Annotated in this window: 15 protein-coding genes; 6 read left to right on the forward strand and 9 right to left on the reverse strand. The window is 38.2% G+C overall.

Features of this window, described 5'->3' with window-relative positions; translation table 11 throughout:
* Positions 1–102 precede the first annotated feature (102 nt).
* The 8 genes from J8L73_RS02630 to J8L73_RS02665 all read right to left on the reverse strand — a co-directional run bounded on the left by J8L73_RS02630 (position 103) and on the right by J8L73_RS02665 (position 12164).
* On the reverse strand, positions 103–420 hold the full coding sequence (locus J8L73_RS02630; protein ID WP_211014630.1) for a hypothetical protein: 318 nt from the start codon (positions 418–420) through the stop codon (positions 103–105).
* A gap of 86 nt (positions 421–506) precedes the next feature.
* Complete coding sequence (pelG, locus tag J8L73_RS02635) at positions 507–1871, reverse strand: exopolysaccharide Pel transporter PelG (RefSeq protein WP_211014632.1); 1365 nt, start codon at positions 1869–1871, stop codon at positions 507–509.
* Entirely contained in the window at positions 1859–3376 is a 1518-nt protein-coding gene (gene pelF, locus J8L73_RS02640; protein WP_211014634.1) for a GT4 family glycosyltransferase PelF, read from the reverse strand. The genes pelG and pelF overlap by 13 nt, the downstream gene beginning before the upstream one ends.
* Positions 3366–4352, reverse strand: a complete 987-nt coding sequence (locus J8L73_RS02645) for a HEAT repeat domain-containing protein (RefSeq protein WP_211014636.1) — start codon at positions 4350–4352, stop codon at positions 3366–3368. Before J8L73_RS02645 ends, pelF begins: the two co-directional genes overlap by 11 nt.
* Positions 4349–5647, reverse strand: a complete 1299-nt coding sequence (locus J8L73_RS19475; protein ID WP_211014638.1) for a PelD GGDEF domain-containing protein — start codon at positions 5645–5647, stop codon at positions 4349–4351. The genes J8L73_RS02645 and J8L73_RS19475 overlap by 4 nt, the downstream gene beginning before the upstream one ends.
* Positions 5644–6159: a protein PelC gene (locus J8L73_RS02655; protein WP_211001489.1), complete on the reverse strand. Its 516-nt coding sequence runs from the start codon at positions 6157–6159 to the stop codon at positions 5644–5646. The genes J8L73_RS19475 and J8L73_RS02655 overlap by 4 nt, the downstream gene beginning before the upstream one ends.
* Positions 6160–6174: 15 nt before the next feature.
* Positions 6175–9456, reverse strand: coding sequence for a tetratricopeptide repeat protein (locus J8L73_RS02660; RefSeq protein WP_211014640.1), 3282 nt, complete (start codon positions 9454–9456; stop codon positions 6175–6177).
* Positions 9456–12164: an endo alpha-1,4 polygalactosaminidase gene (locus tag J8L73_RS02665; protein ID WP_211014642.1), complete on the reverse strand. Its 2709-nt coding sequence runs from the start codon at positions 12162–12164 to the stop codon at positions 9456–9458. Before J8L73_RS02665 ends, J8L73_RS02660 begins: the two co-directional genes overlap by 1 nt.
* A 515-nt stretch (positions 12165–12679) precedes the next feature.
* Between J8L73_RS02665 and J8L73_RS02670 the strand changes: the two genes are divergently transcribed.
* The 4 genes from J8L73_RS02670 (at position 12680) to J8L73_RS02685 (ending at position 17482) form a co-directional block, all read left to right on the forward strand.
* Positions 12680–14347 carry a methyl-accepting chemotaxis protein gene (locus J8L73_RS02670; RefSeq protein WP_211014644.1) on the forward strand — a complete coding sequence of 556 codons (1668 nt, stop codon included), beginning with the start codon at positions 12680–12682 and terminating at the stop codon, positions 14345–14347.
* A 129-nt stretch (positions 14348–14476) separates the two neighbouring features.
* A complete protein-coding gene (locus J8L73_RS02675) occupies positions 14477–14962 on the forward strand; it encodes a MarR family transcriptional regulator (RefSeq protein WP_211014646.1) in 486 nt (161 codons plus the stop codon).
* A gap of 133 nt (positions 14963–15095) precedes the next feature.
* Positions 15096–15845, forward strand: a complete 750-nt coding sequence (locus J8L73_RS02680; RefSeq protein ID WP_211014648.1) for an RIO1 family regulatory kinase/ATPase — start codon at positions 15096–15098, stop codon at positions 15843–15845.
* Between the two features lie 284 nt (positions 15846–16129).
* Complete coding sequence (locus J8L73_RS02685; RefSeq protein ID WP_211014650.1) at positions 16130–17482, forward strand: magnesium transporter; 1353 nt, start codon at positions 16130–16132, stop codon at positions 17480–17482.
* A gap of 140 nt (positions 17483–17622) precedes the next feature.
* Here the strand turns inward: J8L73_RS02685 and J8L73_RS02690 are convergent, their stop codons facing one another.
* Positions 17623–18228 (reverse strand): TIGR04211 family SH3 domain-containing protein, encoded by a 606-nt coding sequence (locus J8L73_RS02690; protein WP_211014652.1) that lies wholly within the window; start codon positions 18226–18228, stop codon positions 17623–17625.
* 214 nt (positions 18229–18442) lie between these two features.
* Here J8L73_RS02690 and J8L73_RS02695 point away from each other — a divergent pair, with 214 nt between their 5' ends.
* Both J8L73_RS02695 and J8L73_RS02700 read left to right on the forward strand, forming a co-directional pair.
* Positions 18443–19963: a CYTH and CHAD domain-containing protein gene (locus J8L73_RS02695; RefSeq protein WP_211014654.1), complete on the forward strand. Its 1521-nt coding sequence runs from the start codon at positions 18443–18445 to the stop codon at positions 19961–19963.
* Entirely contained in the window at positions 19963–20631 is a 669-nt protein-coding gene (locus J8L73_RS02700) for an START domain-containing protein (protein WP_211014656.1), read from the forward strand. Before J8L73_RS02695 ends, J8L73_RS02700 begins: the two co-directional genes overlap by 1 nt.
* Positions 20632–20719 lie beyond the last annotated feature (88 nt).

Genomic DNA, 20719 nt, shown 5'->3' on the forward strand with positions numbered 1-20719 from the left:
ATAAATATATTGGCGCAATTATTACTTAGCGTACTTAAAAAGTGTTAGTAAAACTCTTGTTACTAACACTTTTTGAGACTAGCTTATCAAAAGTTAATAGCATTAAGATAACAACACCCATGTTATTAAGATGCTAAGTGCGTACGATTCGCTAAAATTAATTTGGCGAATTTTAAAAATATCTGAAATTAAGCGATTCCAAATTTCGTTAAATAACTTCGAAAAAACCAATGCACTTGCGACCCATATTGCTAAAAGTAATGTCATTTTTACAATCAGAGAGTCAATATATATATCTATGAGGGCATTTGATTCGTATGTACTTCCTACTTCAAAATTAGTTAACGCAAAAACTAAGCTCATAGTCCATAAAGCTATCGTTGCCAAGATATTAAAACGTATTGTAATTCCCTTTTCCATAAAGTACTTCCTTTGATAATAAGTTTTTATTACATAGATGTTGTGGTTAATTTAGCCTATATAGTTTCCATTAAATGCACAATACATTATTGCAGCATAAACGTTTCATATTCTAAATCTTCAAATTGTTTAGAAAGCCAAAATAGCCCAGCAACAGAGGTAATTATAGTGGCTAACGCAAAGCCATAACCATAAAACTGTGGCCCTAAAGCAATTGAAAGTAAGGTTAAAACTACATTTATAACTAAAAATAATCCAGCCAAAAATAGCACGGTTGACCGTTTATCTAAATAAAATAAAATATTTAAAATAGACAAAAATATAACCTGCACACCTACACCGACTACATCAATAAATAACAGTGTTTTGTAGTTAGGATCAATACCAATAAAGGTAAGTATTTGCTCGCCCCATAACAACAAGCAAGCCACGGTTATGCCTTGAATTTTAAATATGTCGTAAAGCCCAGAGCGAGCGGTTTGGATCATATTATCTTTTAAATAGTAAATTTCTTCTAACGATGAGCCTTCACGAATAGCGGTATAAAAACGGTCGTACTCTTCTACAAAGTCGGTTTCCATTTTTACTAAAAATACCGCCATACCAGGAATGATAGAAAGGTAAGCTAAAAATATTGGTAAGTCGTAAATTGGGCTGGCCCTGAGAGTGCCAATAATTTGAATTGACGTACTAGGCGAATACCAAAAAATAATTTTATCAGCCCACACGCCAATGTTATAAAATAGGCCACAAAAAAACAGACTGTAATACACTTTTTTATTATTTAAAAAATCAAAGCTTATAAACTTCTCACCTGGATAGCGACGAATAATCATAAATAAGAAGCTAAAAAAGAGTAAAGCCTCTCCTGCAAAAAAGGCAAAAAATAACCCATCTATTTGCCAGTCTCGTAGTAAAAAAGCCAGTAACACCATAAAGCTGTAACCACTGAGCATAGTGATGAGTATTAACCTGTACTCTTTCATTCCAGAGAGAAATATAGCGCCTAACCATTGATTACATAGGCTTACAAAAGCGCCTAAAATTATTATTTTAGTAACAACTGGCAAGGGTAATAATGGCCACACAGCTAGCCCTACTAATAGTGCCGCTATAGTCGTTACAAGTTGTGCGCCAAGTAAGTTAGGCAGTACCTTTGCATCTTCTTTTTGAAAAAATAAATCAGCAATAAAGCGAGTTAAGAGCAGTTGTAGTCCACCGGTTAAAATAAGTGATGCTGCCATCATGTAAGTTACAAGCGTTAAAAACTGAATGAGCAGTACTTTTGGCAGTACTATTCCTAAACTTAATATACCAATAAGCATTAGCGCTACAATTGAAAGCAGCCAAGGCCCAGAGCCAATTAATCCAGCATAACCATAAGCTTCAAAAACTGAGAGTAGGGTGTTCTTTTTGAGAATTTTACGTATCTCAAAACCTATTCCGGCCATGCCATTGTATCCTTATAAAGTTTATCGTAACGGGCAAACATGTGGCTCTCGTCATAAAATTTTTGCACACGGGTTAAGCCGCTTTGTTGGTACTCTAACCACATTTGCTCATTAGTTAGCATGTTTGAAATTTGCAGTGCAGTTTCGCTTGGAGAGGCAATTGAGACTACTTCACCAGCTTTACCTAATGCTTTATCTTCTTCAGAACCGCCTTCTATTATTTCACGGCACGACCCTACATCACTAGCAAGTACTGGTACACCTGCAGCCATAGCTTCTAAAAGTACTAATGGCTGCGCTTCAGAAATAGATGTAAGCGCGACAATTCCTAGCTTTGGTAAAATTTGAGCTATATCTTGCATACCAGTAAATTTAATGGTGCTTTGTAAGTCTAAACTGCCTACGAGTAATTGGCACTCTTTGTAATATTGAGGGTCTTCTTCAAAGGGGCCTATGATCCAGCCTTCAACATTTGGCAGGCTCGACTGGGCTTCTTTAATAGCACGTATAAAGGTTTTAATGTCTTTTATAGGCACTACGCGACCTATTAAACCTACTACGGGTGGTATTTTGCTAGGTCGCTTTGCTAGAGATTCAACAAAGCGTGAGGTTTTTATACCATTGGGTACCACAAAGGCTTTATTGGGAGTTGCGCCATCTTTTATTTGGCGCTGCCTGTTTCCCTCATAAAGAGAAATAATTCTGTCAGCTTCTTGATATGTTGTACGGCCAATTTGTTCAAAAAAACTGATCCACATACGGCGTATAAAACCCATTTCGGTATTTAAGTTTTTTCCTAGACTTTGCTCAGACTCTTTAATCCAACTGGCTTGGATAAGATCTATTTTCCGCTCTTTGGTATAAATACCATGCTCGGTTAGCAAAAATGGCGTGTTACTTATTACACTGGCACCTGCGCCTAAAATACCCGCATAACCTGTAGATATAGAATGAATGAGTTTAACGTTAGGAAGTCCGCGTGCAATTTCGGCTATTTTAAATAAAGGTTTATATAGATTACGATACGACCAAAAAAAGTCGATAAAAGAAGATTCATCACAATATTTTAAATAGTAATTAGCAAGTACTTGCCACGATGATTCGCTATATAAAAAGTCAGCTTCGTTTATGCCATCTTTTTTAGACAATGTTTCAAAAGCAAATTTTAATAACTCTGTAGGTATAGGCTCGTTGCAATCTCTAAAGTAACTTTGCAGTTGCTGCCAAAAATCAAATAACTCTTTTTTATACTTAACGCCATGCTTAGCTTTAATTTCAACAGTGTTATTTTCAACTAAATAATGAACATGCAGTTTGGTTACGTTTTTAGGCAATGTATATTGAATTTCGCTATAATGCTCAGGTGCTCCACCTACAAATATAAGTTCAAAGTTATAATGAGGGAGCCCCTCAATAATCTGATGAACCCAGCTCGAAACACCGCCACGCACGTAAGGGTATGTACCTTCTAAAAGTAGCAAAATATCGGCGTTTTTATTGCTCATGCCAGTACTCCTGTAAATGACGTAACTCGCTACCTTTAGGCTGCATAGGAAGCTCGTTTAGGTAGCGTTTACAGTCATCAAACTTGTTCATACAAAAAGCTACTTCAGCTTTGTATGGCAATACATGCCGCCTTGCCATACCAAGCTCTGTGGCGAGTGCTAAATGCTCATGTGCTTGTTGATACTTGCCAAGCGCAAGGCATATTCGACCTAAAAATATAAAAGTGGCAGGGGTTTTTACTTGCTCAACGCTTTGCAGCGCAAGTGCTTGTGCTTTTTCTAGGACGTATTGTTTTAGTGCGCCTTGCGCTAAGCCTAAATAGCTTAGCTCCCAGTACAATTGAGCAAGCTGTTTTTGTAAATTGCTTAGTTTGGGTTGCTTGGTTGTATGGGCTATTTCTTGCTGATATAGACTGACTTTTTCATTTATTTTGGCTTCTTTACCATCAAGCGTTGAGTAGGCTAATAAGCGAATATCGTCTTCTAAATCTTTAAGGGCTAGTTTTAATATAGGAATAGCTTGTGAATCGCTCATGTGACGTGCGGCCATCACAGCGCTCAAGCGTTTATTAGGCTCACTGGCATGTTTTAAAATTGCTTTTAAGCCGCCAATTGAGTAGGTTGGCGTCGCTGATATATCCCTGGCTTCAAAGGGAAGCTCAGGTATTTTATGCTCTTCTATTTCTATATCATCATTTTTAAGTGGTTTACAAAGTGCGTATGTGATCATAAGCACTACACCAATAATTCCTAGTACAGGCAGTGTAAAAAGTAGTAAAAACAGTAATGTAAAGGCGCTAAAAAGTGTGGTTTTATAATTTTGGGGTATAAAAAAATAGCTAACCACAGCAAACAGAGCGCTCGCTATGGCGTGTAGTGATATTGCCAAAAGCCAATTAGGTTCTTTTAGTACTTCTATTAGTGCAAAGTATTGGCAAATACACCCCACTATAGCGGCCACTATAATTATAATCATGACAGTGAAACCATTCGCTTTATGTCATCAGAGCTTACTGGTAAAGAAACTTGTTGCTCGATAACAATATCAAGCTCAGCTAAGGTGTTGCCTGTACGCTCTTTACACCAGGTGTTCATTCGGGCAATAAAACCTGCTTTTTCAAGCTCATCGGCAAGGGGCATTAATAGCAGTAACACTTGGTTTTGATTGTCGTATAAGTAAATATCTAGCCCACGGCGAGCTTCATTTAAATACCCCATAAGTTGGGTCGATTTATCTGAAATACTCATGGCTCTTATTTTGAGCAGCTGCGATGGAATGTTGTAACGTTCGGCTTCTTTGTTAGCACGTTTAACTTGGCTAATAAAGTAAGGTGACTCTTCTTTATTCATAACTGGGTTTGTTATTTCATGGCGAAGTAGATCGCCAATGTGCCCAGCCATTACGGCAAGAAGCGTAAGTGTGGTATTTTTGAGTGCAAAAAACTGTATCTTTTCAACCAATATAGCGCCATAAATAGTGTTGTTTACATCTATTAGAGGAATAGCGATATGGTACTTACTTAGGCCTGATGATGCTTTTTCATCTTTTACAGATACAAGCTCTTTTTCTTCAAACATAGCAAGTACAAGCGGATCATTCGCCTCAGGTGTACCCATTTGGCCAATGCTTGCAAGGGAAGGTTCCAAAATAGTATCGTTTTCTACTTTGTATAAAGCCGCTTTTTCCAGCATGCCGTACTCGACAAATAGATCGATAATTTTTGATGCTGCACTGTCTAATCGTCTTTCTTGTAACTGGCCTATGGAGGTTCTAACTTCTTGTAAAGATTCGCGTAAGCTCAGAGTATGTCCTGCTAACATTTGCTCTATTTTATCGTGCGATGAGCTAATTAAATGATATTGGCGAGTAAAGGTTTCTAGTCTGTCAGTTACGTATTCAAGCTCAATACTTTGCTTTTGATTAGTACGTTCCCATATATCTCTAAATTCGCCTGCAATCATAATAACAATGATATAGCCAATCATCGCGTTAATATTAAACCCGCTTTGGGCAGATAAAATAGTTACTTTTAGTAATAATAATTGCCCTACAAGTAAGCATAAAATACTAATAAAACCTTTTGAAAAACCATAGCGTAAAGCAACTAATAATGGGCCAAGTACTGGCCACGAAAAGCCTCCCTCAGTCCAAAAAGGGTCTTCGGCGTTAAATAATACAGGCAGCCCTAAAGCAAGCGCGGTAAATATAACCACCTCAGCCCATATTTGTAGCTCAGGAACCTCTCTGGGTCTAAGGAAATGTGTTTTCACTCACTAACCTCTATGTACGAAATTAAATCAGCAATTACATCTTGTGCTGTTGCGGCAATACTATCTCGGCCCCAGCCACTTTTAGCTATAGTGCCAGTCCATACTGGAGTTGTTTGTCCATTAACGCTAAGTGATAAAGTAAGCGCTACAACTGGTTCGCCATCAAGGCCTGCTTTATAACGCCACTCTTCAATACTGCCAGATAATACATAATCGGCTTGTTGAGTACTTAACCATTGCATTGCATTATCTAAACGGTATTGATCGTCAAGAGGAGGGAGTTCTTTGGTATTAACGCGAGGAGCACGGATTAATGCCGGTAATTTATTTTGTTGCCAAATGCTTGCTAAAATATCCTCAGCGCGCTCACCTGCAAGTGGGGTTTGTGCGTGGTTTACAAGCGGTAGTAAAGCCACTGTAACACTAGAGTTTAGCTCTACATCATCAGCTACTCTGCTGGTGGTACATGCTGATAATAGTAATACCAAACACGGTAAAATTAAACGAAACATACTCTCTCCTAACATTTAAAAATGTACGTAATAACCTAATTGTAATTGTGTATCTGAGTTACCTACTTTATTGCTACTTTGATAACCCAGCTGTAATTTAAATAAATCGTCGCCCAGTACAGACCAACCTGCGCCACTTGAAACAGATACATCAACCGTATCGTTAAGTGTTTGATACCCCGTACTTATGTCGAATAGCCATGAAGGACTTGCTCCTAAATACGGTGGCTCTAGTGAGCCCGTTGATGCAAATGAAGTACCTAGCGCAAAGCGTCTAAAAGGTTGCAAATCAATTATTAATGGTCTTTGCTCTGTATTTATTAATGCGTTAACGCGTTCAAAATCTTGCCATTGGGCGCTAAAATACGCATTCCAAATTGGGCGATCTTTTAAAATACTGTACTGGTAACGAGCGTTATACTCTTGGCCGTTAATTAATGAACTGCCATTATCTCTTTGAGAAAATGACATTGCTGCCGCAGACAGCTGCACGTTTTGTCTATTATCAATGTTGTAATTAACGTAGGCCGTTGCTTTATCTAATTGGGCATAGCTAAGTAGCGCTTCGGACTGGCGATTCTCTACGTTATATTCAAGCTTTAAACCGACTTGTGTACGCGCATTCCACTGATAACGTGAATCTAAACTTAGGCCTTGGCGTCTTGCAAAACTTCCCTGGTGGGAGTCAATTTTGGCATCAAAGTACCAACGGCCTCGCGTTATTTTGTCTTCAATAGCAAACAGCAATCCATTGTTATTTAAGTTTTGCTGATCGCTAATACTAAGCTTCCACTGACCATTAGCATACGGAAAGTAAACATTTACATCGTATTGGCTGCTGTTTAATCCGGCTTCCGGGGAGAGGTTAACTTCAAGTGCTCTAAAGTACGATGTACGAGCATTTCTAAGTAAGCTCAATTGTGATTCGTTAGGCTCATCGGTTAGCTCTTCGTACCATCGCTGCATAGTGGCATAAGGCTGTTTTAAATAAAGCAGTGCATTAAGTTCATCAAGTTTACTTAGTGAGCCCTCAGCCATAAGCTGTTTAACTTTATTAAATTCACCATTGGTCATATAAAGTTGAAGCTTTTGCCAAGGCTCTAATTTTGTTGCGGCCCGCCTTGCAAGCCACCAATTTGTTCGCGGCTCGCCAATGGTGTCTGAGGCTAGTTCATCCATTGTATTAAGTTGCATTAAGTGAGGCATCGCCATAGCACCTGCCCAGCGAAACATTAAGCCTCTGTATGCGTACTTATCTTTTGGTAAATGCTGCAACAAATAATGATTTAACTCAGTTGCGTTTGCGTAATAGCCTAACTGCTTCATTACGTCAGCTAAGTTAACTAAAGTTGTTAAGTCGCTAGGGTCGCTTATGGCTAATTTACGTAGGTAAAAATAAGCGCTGTTATATGATTTTTGATGTATTGATAAGCTAGCTAAAAGCTGTGTCCACTCGTAACTCGGATCATTTTGAGAGTAATTAGCTAAAATACGCTCTATCATTACAGTATCGTGCATTTGTAGTGCGAGCCAACCTTGCGCTAACACAACATCAGGGTTGTATTCACTCAATTTAGCCGCGCGATTTAATGTAGTGTACGCATAGTTTAAGTCACTTTGGTTTTGATACCAGTTAGAAAGCAGCAACCAAGCAGGGTAGAGCGCTTTGTTATAACGCTGCTTATCAAGTTCAGCATGAATACGCGCAACCGCTTCTGCATCATTAACTTGTGTACTAAGCAATGCTATTTGTATTAGCTGTCTGTCGGTTTTATTTTCACTGGCCCATAAATATGCTAGTAATTCTTTTGGTTTACCTGCAAAGCGTAATTGTTGGTAATGAAGCATATCACCAACGCTTAAAGGGCTAATCTTTTTTAGTTGCTCAAGCGCATATAGCTCTTGGGCTTTATCTTGCACTCGCATAGCCATATCTACTTGGGCACTCCAAAATTCATCATCTGAACTTTGTGTTTTGTTTTTGAGCACTTGTAATGCAGTGTTAAAGTCGTCTTTTAGCCAAAATGCACGAGCAATCCACAGTAAATCTTCTTCGTTTTTAGGGCCCGTATACGTTGGCCATAAAGCTCTTAGGGCTTTTAGATTTCCTGTATCGTGCAGTACTTTTGCTTTCCAGTATTGAGAAAGGGTACTTTTACCATTTATTTGCTCAAAGCGTTCTATATGGTTTAGCTCTTGTTTTGGATTACCAATAAACTCATTCGTTTGCATCCACTTTGCAAAACCATTGCCTTTAAGATTTCTATTTTGTGCTTTGTATTCGTATATTTCGTCAGCATCTTGATACAGATAAAGTGCATTAGCATCATTAATGCTGTCGGTGAGCATCGCAGCGGTTACTGCTCTATTATCCATTAACCACTTAAACTCTTTGAGCGCTTCTCTTGGTTTATTTTGCCAACGCTTAATTTTCCAATTAAGCAAATGAAGCTCTTTATCACTTGGGCTTTTTAACAATAGCTTTGCTAATAACTGCTCTGCGCCTTTAGCATTACCATTAGCTAAACGCAGTTGCATGGCCTGCGTTAAATATTGGGTGTTATTAGGTTGTTCCTTGAGCAATACTTCAATAGCTTTGGCGGCATCTTCAGTGTTACCAGCTAAATTAGCTAAATAAAGAGTGCGTTTAGTGTTTTTTGCATCGCCGTAGGTTTTCCACCATGCGTAAGCTTGTTTAGGGTTATCTGCACCTAGGGCGGTTTCAATGGCTTTTACGGCAATATCAGCATTTATATATTTTTTATAAATGGCGAGTGCTTTTATTGGCATGCCAGCACTTAGCCAATAATCAGCTGCAACAAGAGGTTGGTTTTTTTGCGCGTAATATTGTGCGACTTTTTCATTTAAGCCAATTGCTTTGGCTATTTTGAGTACTTTTTCATTCCAGTTATTAAATGCAGTAATTTTAAGCGAAAGCTCTTCTAACCTGTCATCTTCTCTGGCGCCACTATCTACCCATAATGCATAGAGTAGCCTTATTTCAAGCTCCGTTTTTTTATCGCTTTTAGGAAGCTTGTTTAGTTCGTTAGTTGCCTGTGAATATTCGCTTAGCCCAATATGCAGTTCTATTTTTTTTGCACGTAGTTTTTCATTATTTGGGTCAGTATTAAGTGCGGCATTTAAGTATGATTTTTCAAAAGTGTAATCTTGTGAAAGTGCCTCTTCTTCAAAAAATAAAGTGTTTGGAAACAAAGCATAAAGTGCAAAACAACTAACCGCTAAAATAGCTAAAATTGTTTTAAAAGAAACTAATTGAGGGCGTTTTTTGTTATTCATTAAAATGCACCTCTTTTGCAGTTTAAGTAACCATAAAATTGACCTTTTGGCAGCTTAAATTGTGTTAGTTTACCGCGTGAAGTCCCTTTGAAGTGCTTACCCATGTGCGAGATAAATTCACAAGAACGTGCATTAATTAAATCTAAAGCAGCGGGAACCCATGCCTTGAAGCTTACAGGTCCATTAACTTGCCATGCATCAATAGCAACGTTTGCTGATGCTAAATAAGGACTGTTATTGGTTTGAGTATGGTCAAAGCTTAATTGTGCTATATCGTCAGTTATGTGTATGTAATCGCCTTTTTGTGTAACACCTGAAATCCCGGTGCTTTGAGTAACATTAGGTACATCAAAGTCACTTGGGATACGCAAAGTACGTATGCTTTTAGAGCTAAATAGCCACTCATCGTCACTGTTTTTTGCAAGTGCAGAGAAATAAAAGTCTTTTGCTATTTTTGCATAATCACTTAAATGTACGGGTGTATTTGGCCTCGCTAATACGTAGTCTATGTTGTGCTTTAGTGCATCAAGCCCTGCAAGCACTTCTGCAGAATAAAAGTGAAAATAGATAGTGTAGGGCTTTAATCTGTATGGTTTTTCTGTAATTTCAAATGTTTCGGTTAAGCGCTTAAAACCATAATATGGGCCGTGCCATAAGTTGGTATAAACATTTTCATTAAGAATAGGCGCATAAATTTGATAAAGTAAATCACGCTCAGGACGGCCAATTGGTGAAACATGTGTAAGGCTAGGATTATCTGCATTTACGTCGGTGTTACCACCATTAACGTTTAGCACGCCAGCATCGCGAGCTAGCTCAAGTGCCTTAGGGCCAGGCGTTGCGTCTCCCGACCAAAGCATCATGACTGTTTTTTTGTTTTTAGGTGTTAGCTTTTCATCAATATATTTTATTGAGTCAGTAATTTCTTTTTTAAGACTAATACTATCGTAACCAGGTACATCTAAATGAAACCCATAATCGGTATCGTCTACGTCAATTTTCTTTCGTCCAGAAAGGGCTGTCCAAAAATATGGATGACTGTAAGTATGTGAAGCAACTTCTACGTAGGGCAGGGCAAAAATATCACGCGCAATAGCTTCAAGTTTCGGGCTCATTTTTGAGTGCAAGCCGCCTTGTTCAATATCGGCTTGTATTACTGATGAAGTAAGTGGCAGTTTGTAATGTTTAATGATTTCATCACGAATGACTTCTGCTGAATAAGGTTTACCCGAAAAATGCGCAACGCTTGTAAATCCATCACCATCTATATGAATAGTGAGCATACGTCGGCCACTAAGTGTGGTGGTATCGGGAACTAAAATTGGCGGTAACCCCATGGCTTTTGTAAGCAGTGTTTTAGGGTCGATAACCCATTTACTACCTTCCATTGGGAGAGTGTCTATTAACCATGGCGCGACTACTACGGCGCCGTACTTCGTTTTTGCCGCTTGAATAACGGTTGAATTGTCTGCAGAGTTAATAGTGATTAATGGCGTTGCATTTTTTGAGAGCTTTAAAAAATAAGGTTTAGTTATCGCCGGCGCAGTCGTTGCTTCGCCTTTTAGCCAAGGCTCAAAGTGAGCTAACTCATAAGGCGCCTTAGGCAAGGTGTTTAACGACTCTACACCTAATTTTAATAACAGCTTAGATGCGTTAGGTAATTCACCTAAAACAAGTTGTGGGACTACACCTAAATTAGATTCAAGCCAATTTGTAAGTGTAGGAGTATAAAAAGCATCACTAACTGTCCACGAGATAATACCTGCATGTAGGCTTGGATCCACCAATGGCAGCGGGCGCTTTGCCATATCAATGTAATCAGGAATATAACCTAAGTACTCAATCATGGTGGCTAGTTTTAAATGAACAAGTGTGTATATAAGCGGTTTAACATTACTGTTATAAGGGATTAAAACTCGCCTAGGTACCGGTTTTATGCTCGATGTGCCCCATGTTTGTAGGTGCCCATCGGTAACCCACGGGGTAAAACCTGCTTGTTTTATTTTAAGTGCCATTGCAAGGCGGTTATTTGGCTTTGCATAATCGATAACTTGTACATTAAAACCTAAGGTTTGTGCTTTATTAAGCTGTGTAATTAACCATGCCTGATCGTCCTCTGTGGTTAACTTATAGCTGTTATCGCTTGGGTTATAATGACTGTATAAACCTTCAGCCACTATATCGTTGGCAAAACCCGCTAATTTAGGCAATACCTCAAATCCCCGATTAAGAATAAGGTGTTTATTAAATGTATTCGATAAGTTTTTTACGATGTCTACTAAGCCCGCTTGTTGCTCTGGCTTACTATGTTTAGCATCTAAAAGTTGGTAGCTATCTAAGGTATCTAAAAACAAACCACTAAAACCACGCGCTTTTAACGACGCTGCGCTGTTTTGCATATGTTGTTGCCAATGCCTTGAAGTTAAATCGGCAATGTGACTATTCCAGTTAGGGTTTAGTGAAAGTGATGATTCACTTTTATTGAATGATTCACCCACGCTTAAATAGGCATAAACGGCTATGTTACGTTTTTTAAACCATGCAAGCTCATGCTCAGTTACTAAATCAGGTTGTACGACAACTCGAGAGTAAAAAGTCATTTCGGCCAGTGGCATAGGGGATGAATAGTAAAATGCGATACTATTATTTACAGGTTTTGCAAATACATGGACTGATACTAAGAGCGCAAGGTATAAAAAATACTTCATTTGTAATTCATTTCTATTAAATTATAACTATGACTCAAAGTGATGTTTTCCGTTTTAATGCTAGTTATTCTGTATTAGTAATATAGGCTTATTATATGTTAGTAGGCTGTTGATATCTATAGATGCTGTGATGCTCAACATAATTACTTAAATTGACACGCCACAGGTATGAACTTGTCAGTATAACGGCAGGCAAACTTGCGACGTAGTGAAATTTGATTTAGATCACTCTATAGGTTAGTTTTTATTTTTACTAATTAAAGAGCTAGCCATTGTAAAGTGTTTACGACTAAAGTGTTGGTATTATTAGTATAAATGCAACACTATAAAGACTATAATGCTTTTAATAGACCAATCTGAATGTTTGCGCAGTCTAGCTTTTATTAATACTTAACTAATCACTTTAAAACTTTAATAAAAATAGAGTTGTAATTATCGTTACCGATAGTGTTAGAACCTGTATTTAGATGGGTATGAATCCTACCACTCAATATATTTATATACTCGGAGAAATAATGAGTAATCTAAGCTTAAAAAACAAACTGTTGTTATTAGCTATTTTGCCACTAATGCTACTTTTGATTAGTTTAATGTTGAGCTCTTATTATTTGGAGAATAAAAATCAGCAACAAAATTTTGACTCATTTAAAACCAAACTTATAAACGATAAGCAAACTTTACTACGCACTGAAATAGAAATCGCCAGTAAGGTTGTTCGTTATCAATTAGCGAATGGTTCACAAGAAGATGCAAAAAAAGCCTTAAGAGATTTAACGTTTGGGCAAGGTGGTTACTTTTTTATTTACGACACTAATGGTGTAAGCGTGTTTCATGCGTTGTTAGGTGATGCTATTGAAGGTCAAAACAAAATAGGTATGACAGACCCTAACGGTAAAAAAATTATTGTGGGGTTACTTGATCAAGCCCGAAAAGGGGGAGGCGCTTTTAACTATCACTTTCAAAAACCAGGCACTACCGGCTTAATTGAAAAAATGGGCTACGCAGCCATGATCCCAGGAACAAACTGGATGATTGGCACAGGCGAGTACATGGATGACATTGATGCTGAACTAGCTAAATATCGTAATACTATGACAGAGCACATGAACGATAAAGTGACAACACTATTATTGATTGCGCTATTTTGGCTTGTTCTGACAATTGCATGTGCATTAATAGCTGCAAATACCATGGTTAAACCTATCCAGCGCATGGCGCAAAGTTTAGATGATATCGCCAAAGGTGAAGGTGATTTAACGAAGCGATTAGACATTGATACTAATGATGAAATTGGCCAACTTGGCGAAGCGTTTAATATGTTTGTAAGCAAGCTTCACGGTATTATTGCCAATGTAGTTGATGTTACTCATGATGTAAAAACCGCCTCTGGTGATATAAATACACAAACGCAACTAATTGAAAGTAAGTTACTTAATCATAACCATGAGACTGATCTTGTTGCTACTGCTATTACCGAAATGTCGGCGACATCTCATGAAGTAGCGCAAAATACGACGCAAGTGGCTGAGTCTACCCAATCAGCAACCCAAGAAGTAGCTAAAGCTCAAGAGTGTGTTGATATTTCACTCAGTGAAGTGAGTCATTTAATGAGTGAGATAAACTTAGCTGCTGAACAGGTTGACTCGTTAAGCGATCAATCTAAAAAAATTAACAGTGTATTAAGTGTTATTGGTGGTATTGCCGAGCAAACAAACCTGCTTGCATTAAACGCAGCCATTGAAGCTGCGCGTGCGGGCGAGCAAGGGCGAGGTTTTGCAGTGGTTGCTGATGAAGTGAGAAGCCTTGCGAGTCGAACTCAAGTAAGTACGCTTGAAATTAGTGAAATGCTCAGTGAGTTACACAATTTAGTAACAGCCGCAGTAGAGGCAATGCAAGCAAGCCAGCTAAGTTGCAACCGTTCTGTAGAGTCATCTCGTGCTATTTCTGAAAGCTTGGGCGCTGTTACAAGCTCTGTGAGAAATATTAACGATATGAGTACACAAATTGCGACTGCAGCGATGGAGCAGAGTAGCGTAACAGAAGAAATAAACCGTAACGTATTTGTTATTCAAGAAATAGTAAATGAGTTAACGACGTCGAGTAAAACAACCTCATCAGTGGGCCTTCATTTAGCTGGGCAAGGTGATAACTTGGGTCAGCTAGTTGGGCAGTTTAAAATCTAACAGATATAAAACTCACATATAAAGCTGCAATTTGCGGCTTTATTTTTAAGGGGCTTATAAAGTTTATTGAATTTTTTTTAGTTAGCTCAGTCTATCTGCATGTAAATATATCTATATAGTGAAATATCCATGTCTGAAATACCACCAATTAAACACTGTGACCGAAATGCGCTTTTGCCTGAGCAAGATTTAGGTCGTTTAGTATCGTTTTTGCGCTCAAGGCTTGCAGCTCATGTTGATGCCAAGCTACTGCCAATGGATTTAACCTCAGCGCAGTATATTGTTGTAGTATTGCTCGCCAGAAAGTCTGTAAATACCTTGGCAGGACTGTGTGAGTATATGGTTTATGATCGCGGTGCAATGAGCCGTTTATTAAAGCGTCTTGAAGAAAAAGGGTTAATTAACAAAACAAAATGCGAGCTTGATAAGCGCTCAACTATTCTAAGTTTGAGTGAAAAGGGTAGGGCGCTATGCCCTAAAATTATGCCTTTAGTAAACGAGGTGTACGCTCAAGCATTAAATGGCTTTTCTGAACCTGAAAAAAATCAAATTATTGATTTACTATTTAAAGCTATAAACAACCTAGACTCAATACCAAACCCGCCTCAAAAGTAGATTATCAATAAAATAGCGATACTGTCTCAGTAAAAAGTTAGCCAGCGAATTGCCCAACCTGATTGTGTACATATCTTAATCTTGATAATATGGTTGCCTAGGCAATCAAAGTTACTATCTTGTTAGGTTTGTTATGATTGAAAATAATTTGTTAGTGCAATTGCAGCAGGAATTCCCGGAACATTCATTTATGCAACATCATTTAAGTGTTGTTCATAAGGGGCGTTTTGCGAATGCGATTGTGTATAGATATAAAGACGAAAAATTTGATTTAATTGTAAAAGACTTTAGCAAAAGCCCTTGGTTTATTCGTAAAACATTCGCCCGATTATCTGTTAATCAAGAATATAAAGGTTTAAGTCGATTGACGCAGTTAGATGCGGTGGTTAATCGGTATAGTCGTTTATCACCAATCACAGTAGCGTATGGGTATATAGAAGGTACACCGCTTAGAAGTTTAATACATGAAGGTAAAACACTACCGGTTAACTTCTTTCAAGACCTTGAGCACCAAGTTGCAAAAATGCACCGCCAAGGCCTTGTGCATTTAGATTTGCGAAATATGGGAAACATTTTATGCGGCAATGATGGTAAGCCTTATATTATCGATTTTCAGTCAACAATGAGCTTTTCGCGGTTTCCGCGCTGGTTACAACGCTTTATGCGTGGCTCTGATATGTCGGGCGTGTATAAAGCGTGGGATAAACTAAGTGATAAACCATTACCAGATGCTAAGAAAAGTTACTTAACGCGGTTTAATCATGTGCGTAAACGTTGGATATTTAAAGGCTATCCGCTTCAGCGTGGCTATGCTTGGGGAGCTGCGCTTATTACTCAATTCGTAAATTCTGACTTGGTGCGTAATATTACCGACAGACTTTAAAATACCAATTTCTTTATGTGATTAAGCCCATGTTAGCTTGCTAATATGGGTTTTTTATTTCAGCCAACCTATTTAATCAGCACTTAATTTAAAAATCAGTGTAACAATAACTTCCTTGACTGTTTTTAATATTTTTTAAATAAACATTAGTACAACATTTGCTTTGCCCATACAATGCGCAAAATTAGTGAGAGTATGTTTAATAAGTTCTCGATTTTCGCATGATTTTTTACTGTTTAAGTACACTATTAGCACTGTGCATTTTTTAATTTTAAGGGTTTAAGATGATTGAATATCCGGTAGACCAACTTCCACAGCTCATAAATGATTTGATGCAATGTGAGACTACTCAGCGAAAAAACAAACTTTTAGAAGATGCACAGTTAACGCTTTCAATAGAGCACCTCTCTTTATTATTTGAAGCAATACCTAAAGAGCAGCGCCTTGAAATATGGCAGTTATTAGATGAAGACACACAGCACGAAATTTTTGTTAACTTAAGTGAAGACAGTTGTTTATGGCTACTACAAACGTTAGATGACACCGATGCGTTTAAGTTACTTGACGAGGTTAACGTAGAGGAACTGCTTGAGCTTGAAGAAGTTATTCCAGAGCGTTTTGTTGAATATGCAAAGAAGCAGCTCGATGAAGCACAAACAAAGCAATATGACCTTGCGCAGCAATACCCGCCAGAGCAGTTAGGTCACTGGCTAGGCTTTGACTTTTTAAAAGTGTCGGAAAAACTAACCGCTGGTGGCGCTAAAAAGTTGTTACATAAAGGCTTGCCGCAATACAGTGAAGTTATTTATTTAGTGAGCCGTAAAGGGAGCTTAATAGGTGAGGTGGCTGTCAATGATTTAATTAAAGCCAATGATGGCGATAATTTAATGGCGCTTGCTAACCATGATTTTTCATCGTTGCATGCAGATGACGATTTATATGAAGCTGCTGAAGTGGTAATCCACTCAGAGCAAATGGCAATGCCAGTTGTTAATACAGACAATAAATTATTAGGGCGTTTGACGATTGCATCAGCGTACGAATTACGCCAAGAAATGGCCGATGAAGCAGCGGCTAAAGCCGGTGGTTTACGTGAAGACGAAGACCTATTTGCAAGTGTTCGCAAAAGTGCTAAGAACCGTGGTATTTGGTTAGGTATTAATTTAGTAACTGCTTTTTTAGCATCGTGGTTTATCGGTTTGTTTGGCGCAACAATAGAACAAGTAGTTGCACTTGCGGTATTAATGCCGGTAGTTGCTTCTATGGGAGGAATTGCAGGTAGTCAAACCCTTACTGTTATTGTGCGCGGTTTAGCGCTCGGGCAAGTTACAGACTCTAACCGTAATGCATTACTTAAAAAAGAGTTACGAGTAGGGGCTGTAAACGGGTTAGTTTGGGCTTTTGTAATAGGTGCACTTACTTATTTGTGGTTTAACGACATAATGCTGAGCATAACCATTACGGTGGCTATTTTATTAAACTTAGTAGCAGCGTCACTAGCGGGTGTCGTTATACCGTCTATTTTAGACAAAATGAAAATAGATCCTGCATTGTCGGGTTCGGTTATTTTAACTACTGTGACGGATATTGTCGGGTTTGTAACCTTTTTAGGCTTAGGCAGTTTGTTACTTTTATAAGTATGATGTTTAACTGTCGGTAATGCCTATGGGAGTATACATAACGTAGGCGTTAGTGTTTTAAAGATTAAGCTACTGTCATCTTTAAAAATATAAAAGCCGCTATTAAGCGGCTTTTATTTTACTGTGCAGGTTAGGTTTTATGCCCAGCCTTCGTAGCGTTTACGACGCGACAACACAATTGTTAATATAATACCTAAAAACAAGCCAAAAAATGCAATAGCGCCGCCATAAGTTAACAGTTGGCGTTTTTCTTTAGAGCTTGCTGCTTGCTTTTGCACTCGCTCTTGCTCAAGGGTTGTTTTGAGTTTTGTAATTTGTGCTGATAGCTGCTGGTTTTGGTCTGTCAGGGTTTGATTTTGCTCTTGTAACTGCGGTAGCTCTATTTGTGCTTGACGCAGTTTTTCTTGAATAGTGCTCATTTCACTGCTTAGCGTTTTGTACTGTTGGTGTATGCCAGCCGTTTTTGAAATAAACTTAGCTTCTATCCAACCTTCGCGGTCTTTATCATCTTTTACTTTAATGAAACCGTTATCTTCACCTGATAATAAAGTTAATTGTGTACCTGCATCAACTGAACCCAATAACCGATAATTTTTACCTGCACCTGAGCGCATAAAAGTATACAAGTTGTCGATAATATAAGCGGTGTTTGCATTTGATGAATTTGCTGGTTGAGCTTCTTCTGCGTGGCTCATAAATGTGGTGGCTGTTAAAAGTAGCCCAAATAAACAGTGTTTTAGCATTTATCTACCTTGTTGGTCTTACCGAGTCCGTTATTGTCGTGATTTTTATTTCACATAAGTAGTCAGATAGTATGGATTTAATAGCGCAATAGCAAGGTTGATATTGTAACCCAGCTAAGGCTTAGGTTTTAAAATAAGGCTAAAAAATTTGCATTGTTAAAGCGCTTTGTTTATTTTGAGCACTTATTTATTATAAAGGTAATCCGCAGACCGAATGGATACTGAGATAGAACTGAAGTTTTTGGTATCAGATGCCGTAATTCCACTGATCCCCTCGTTAATTACTCAATTTGCAAAAACGGTTAAAAATAAACCGTCACGCAGCTTACAAAATGCATACTACGACACACCAAGCCGTGAGTTAAGAGCGCTTGATATTGGCTTTAGAACCCGGTGTGCCGATAGCCAATGTGAGCAAACTATAAAGCTTGCAGGTGAGGTAGTAGGTGGTTTGCATCAGCGGCCTGAGTATAATTTACCTATTGATTCTAACCGCCCTAACTTGATGGCGTTTGATGCCAGTATTTGGCCGCACGGTATGCAAGTAAGCGCTATTTCTAAAAACTTGTATCCAATATTTAGTACTAACTTTATACGTCGTACCTGGTTAATAGAAACCGAAAGTGGCGCTAAAATTGAAGTAGTACTTGATAAGGGCGAAATTGCAGCGGCGGGTAAGATTGAAATTATCAGCGAGCTTGAAATTGAACTGGTTGAAGGTAGTCGTAATGAGCTGTTTTCGCTGGCCGATAAGCTTGTTAGCCAAAACTGCATTCGTTTGGGGTTGTATTCTAAAGCGGCGCGCGGATATCGACTCGCAGATGAGAACCCGCTAACTCCAAGTAAGTCTATTGGTTTTGTTAAATTACCAAACTCAGCAAGCCAAGAGCAGGCGCTTATAGAAGCTATGAATTTTGGTATTCGTTTTGTTCAAAAGCATGAGCAGTGTTATTTCGATAAGCCAAGCTTAAAAACGCTTAAGCGCGTTACCGATGGCATTAGCTTAATTCGTCATACATTTTGGCTTTACGACGATATTGTTTCTAAAGAAAGTACCGATCACCTTCGAACAGAGCTTAAATGGCTTTTAAGTGAATTAGCATGGGTTGAAAATGCAATTCAACTTAAAACATACACATCTAAGCGCCATGCATTTTATAAAAAAATTAATGCTGCACCAGCGCTTGCCCAAGTGATTGGTGATTTGAAAGAGTTGCAGCCGAGCATTGATGATATAAACGCTTTGTTTCATAGCGCACGATACAATCGCTTGTTGTTATCGTTAACTACGTGGCTAATAGATAAACATTGGCGAAAAGATTGGGGGCAAGTTGAGCTTCAAGCTGCAGAGCAAAGTGTGTCATCTATTGCTAAAAGACTTTTTAATAAAGACTGGAAAAACCTGCACGAACTATTACCTAAAGAAAAAATGCTTGATGTAACGGCGTATTTAAACTTGCGCACTCAGCTTGAAAATAGTTTGCTCAGTGGTAATTGTTTAGGCTCGTTGTTTGATAAAGAAGAGCGCTTGGAGTTTAGGCTACCATGGCTTGATATTTCTCATGGCATATACGAACTCAGTACCCTTGAATATTTAAAACAGCTATGTGCAGGGCAAGAAGATGAACAGTTATCTAAAATCCAATCGTGGCTTGAGCAAAAGTCTGAATACTTAGTAAGTGCTATGGAGCAAAGTCGTATAGCTTCATTTGATATAGAGCCTTACTGGCAATAATGATTAAGCACGTTTGTAAAACTAATATATTACAGATGTGCTTCGTTATTATTTTTTTATTAATGAGTCCCAATTCTTACGCTGAGCCAGTCTGGCATTTGTATAAAAACAAAAATGGCGTAAGGGTTTTTTATCAAAATTCCAGTGATAATACTTTTAAAGTAAAAGCGCAGATGAGCGTTAATAGTATATCCACCTATGACTTTTTAGCATTACTAAGTGATACTAAGACCGCCCCCAAATGGCTCGAAAACGTATCTCAAGTAAAAACAATTAAATATATAAGCCCATCCGAAAATCTAGTTTACAGCTATATTAATTCACCTTGGCCGGTGCGGGATAGAGACAGTATTACCCACACTTGTTATTCACAGTTAACTGCAAATAAAAGCCAATTACTTATTAATGCTCGCCCTAATGAGTTGCCAAAAAATGATGGCGTTATAAGAATTACGACTTTAAACGCACGCTGGCTTCTCACTGAGTCCAAAGACCAACTTACGATTGAATACCAATTATATGCTCTGCCTGGCGGTGCAATACCTACTTGGCTAAGTAATAAGGTTGGACTGAAAAGTACCTACAACACATTTGTGAGTTTACGTTATTTGCTTACACATAAAAAATACACACCAACACCACCTATTATCAAAACCGGTAAATGCTAAATATCGAATATGTAATAATTTTATGGTGAGTTTAGTGTTCGTTAACTAAGCTATTAAGTATAAGATACTTAGTAACTATATTTAGGAG

The sequence above is a fragment of the Pseudoalteromonas sp. MMG006 genome, assembly GCF_018101025.1.
In the GTDB taxonomy this organism is placed as follows: domain Bacteria; phylum Pseudomonadota; class Gammaproteobacteria; order Enterobacterales; family Alteromonadaceae; genus Pseudoalteromonas.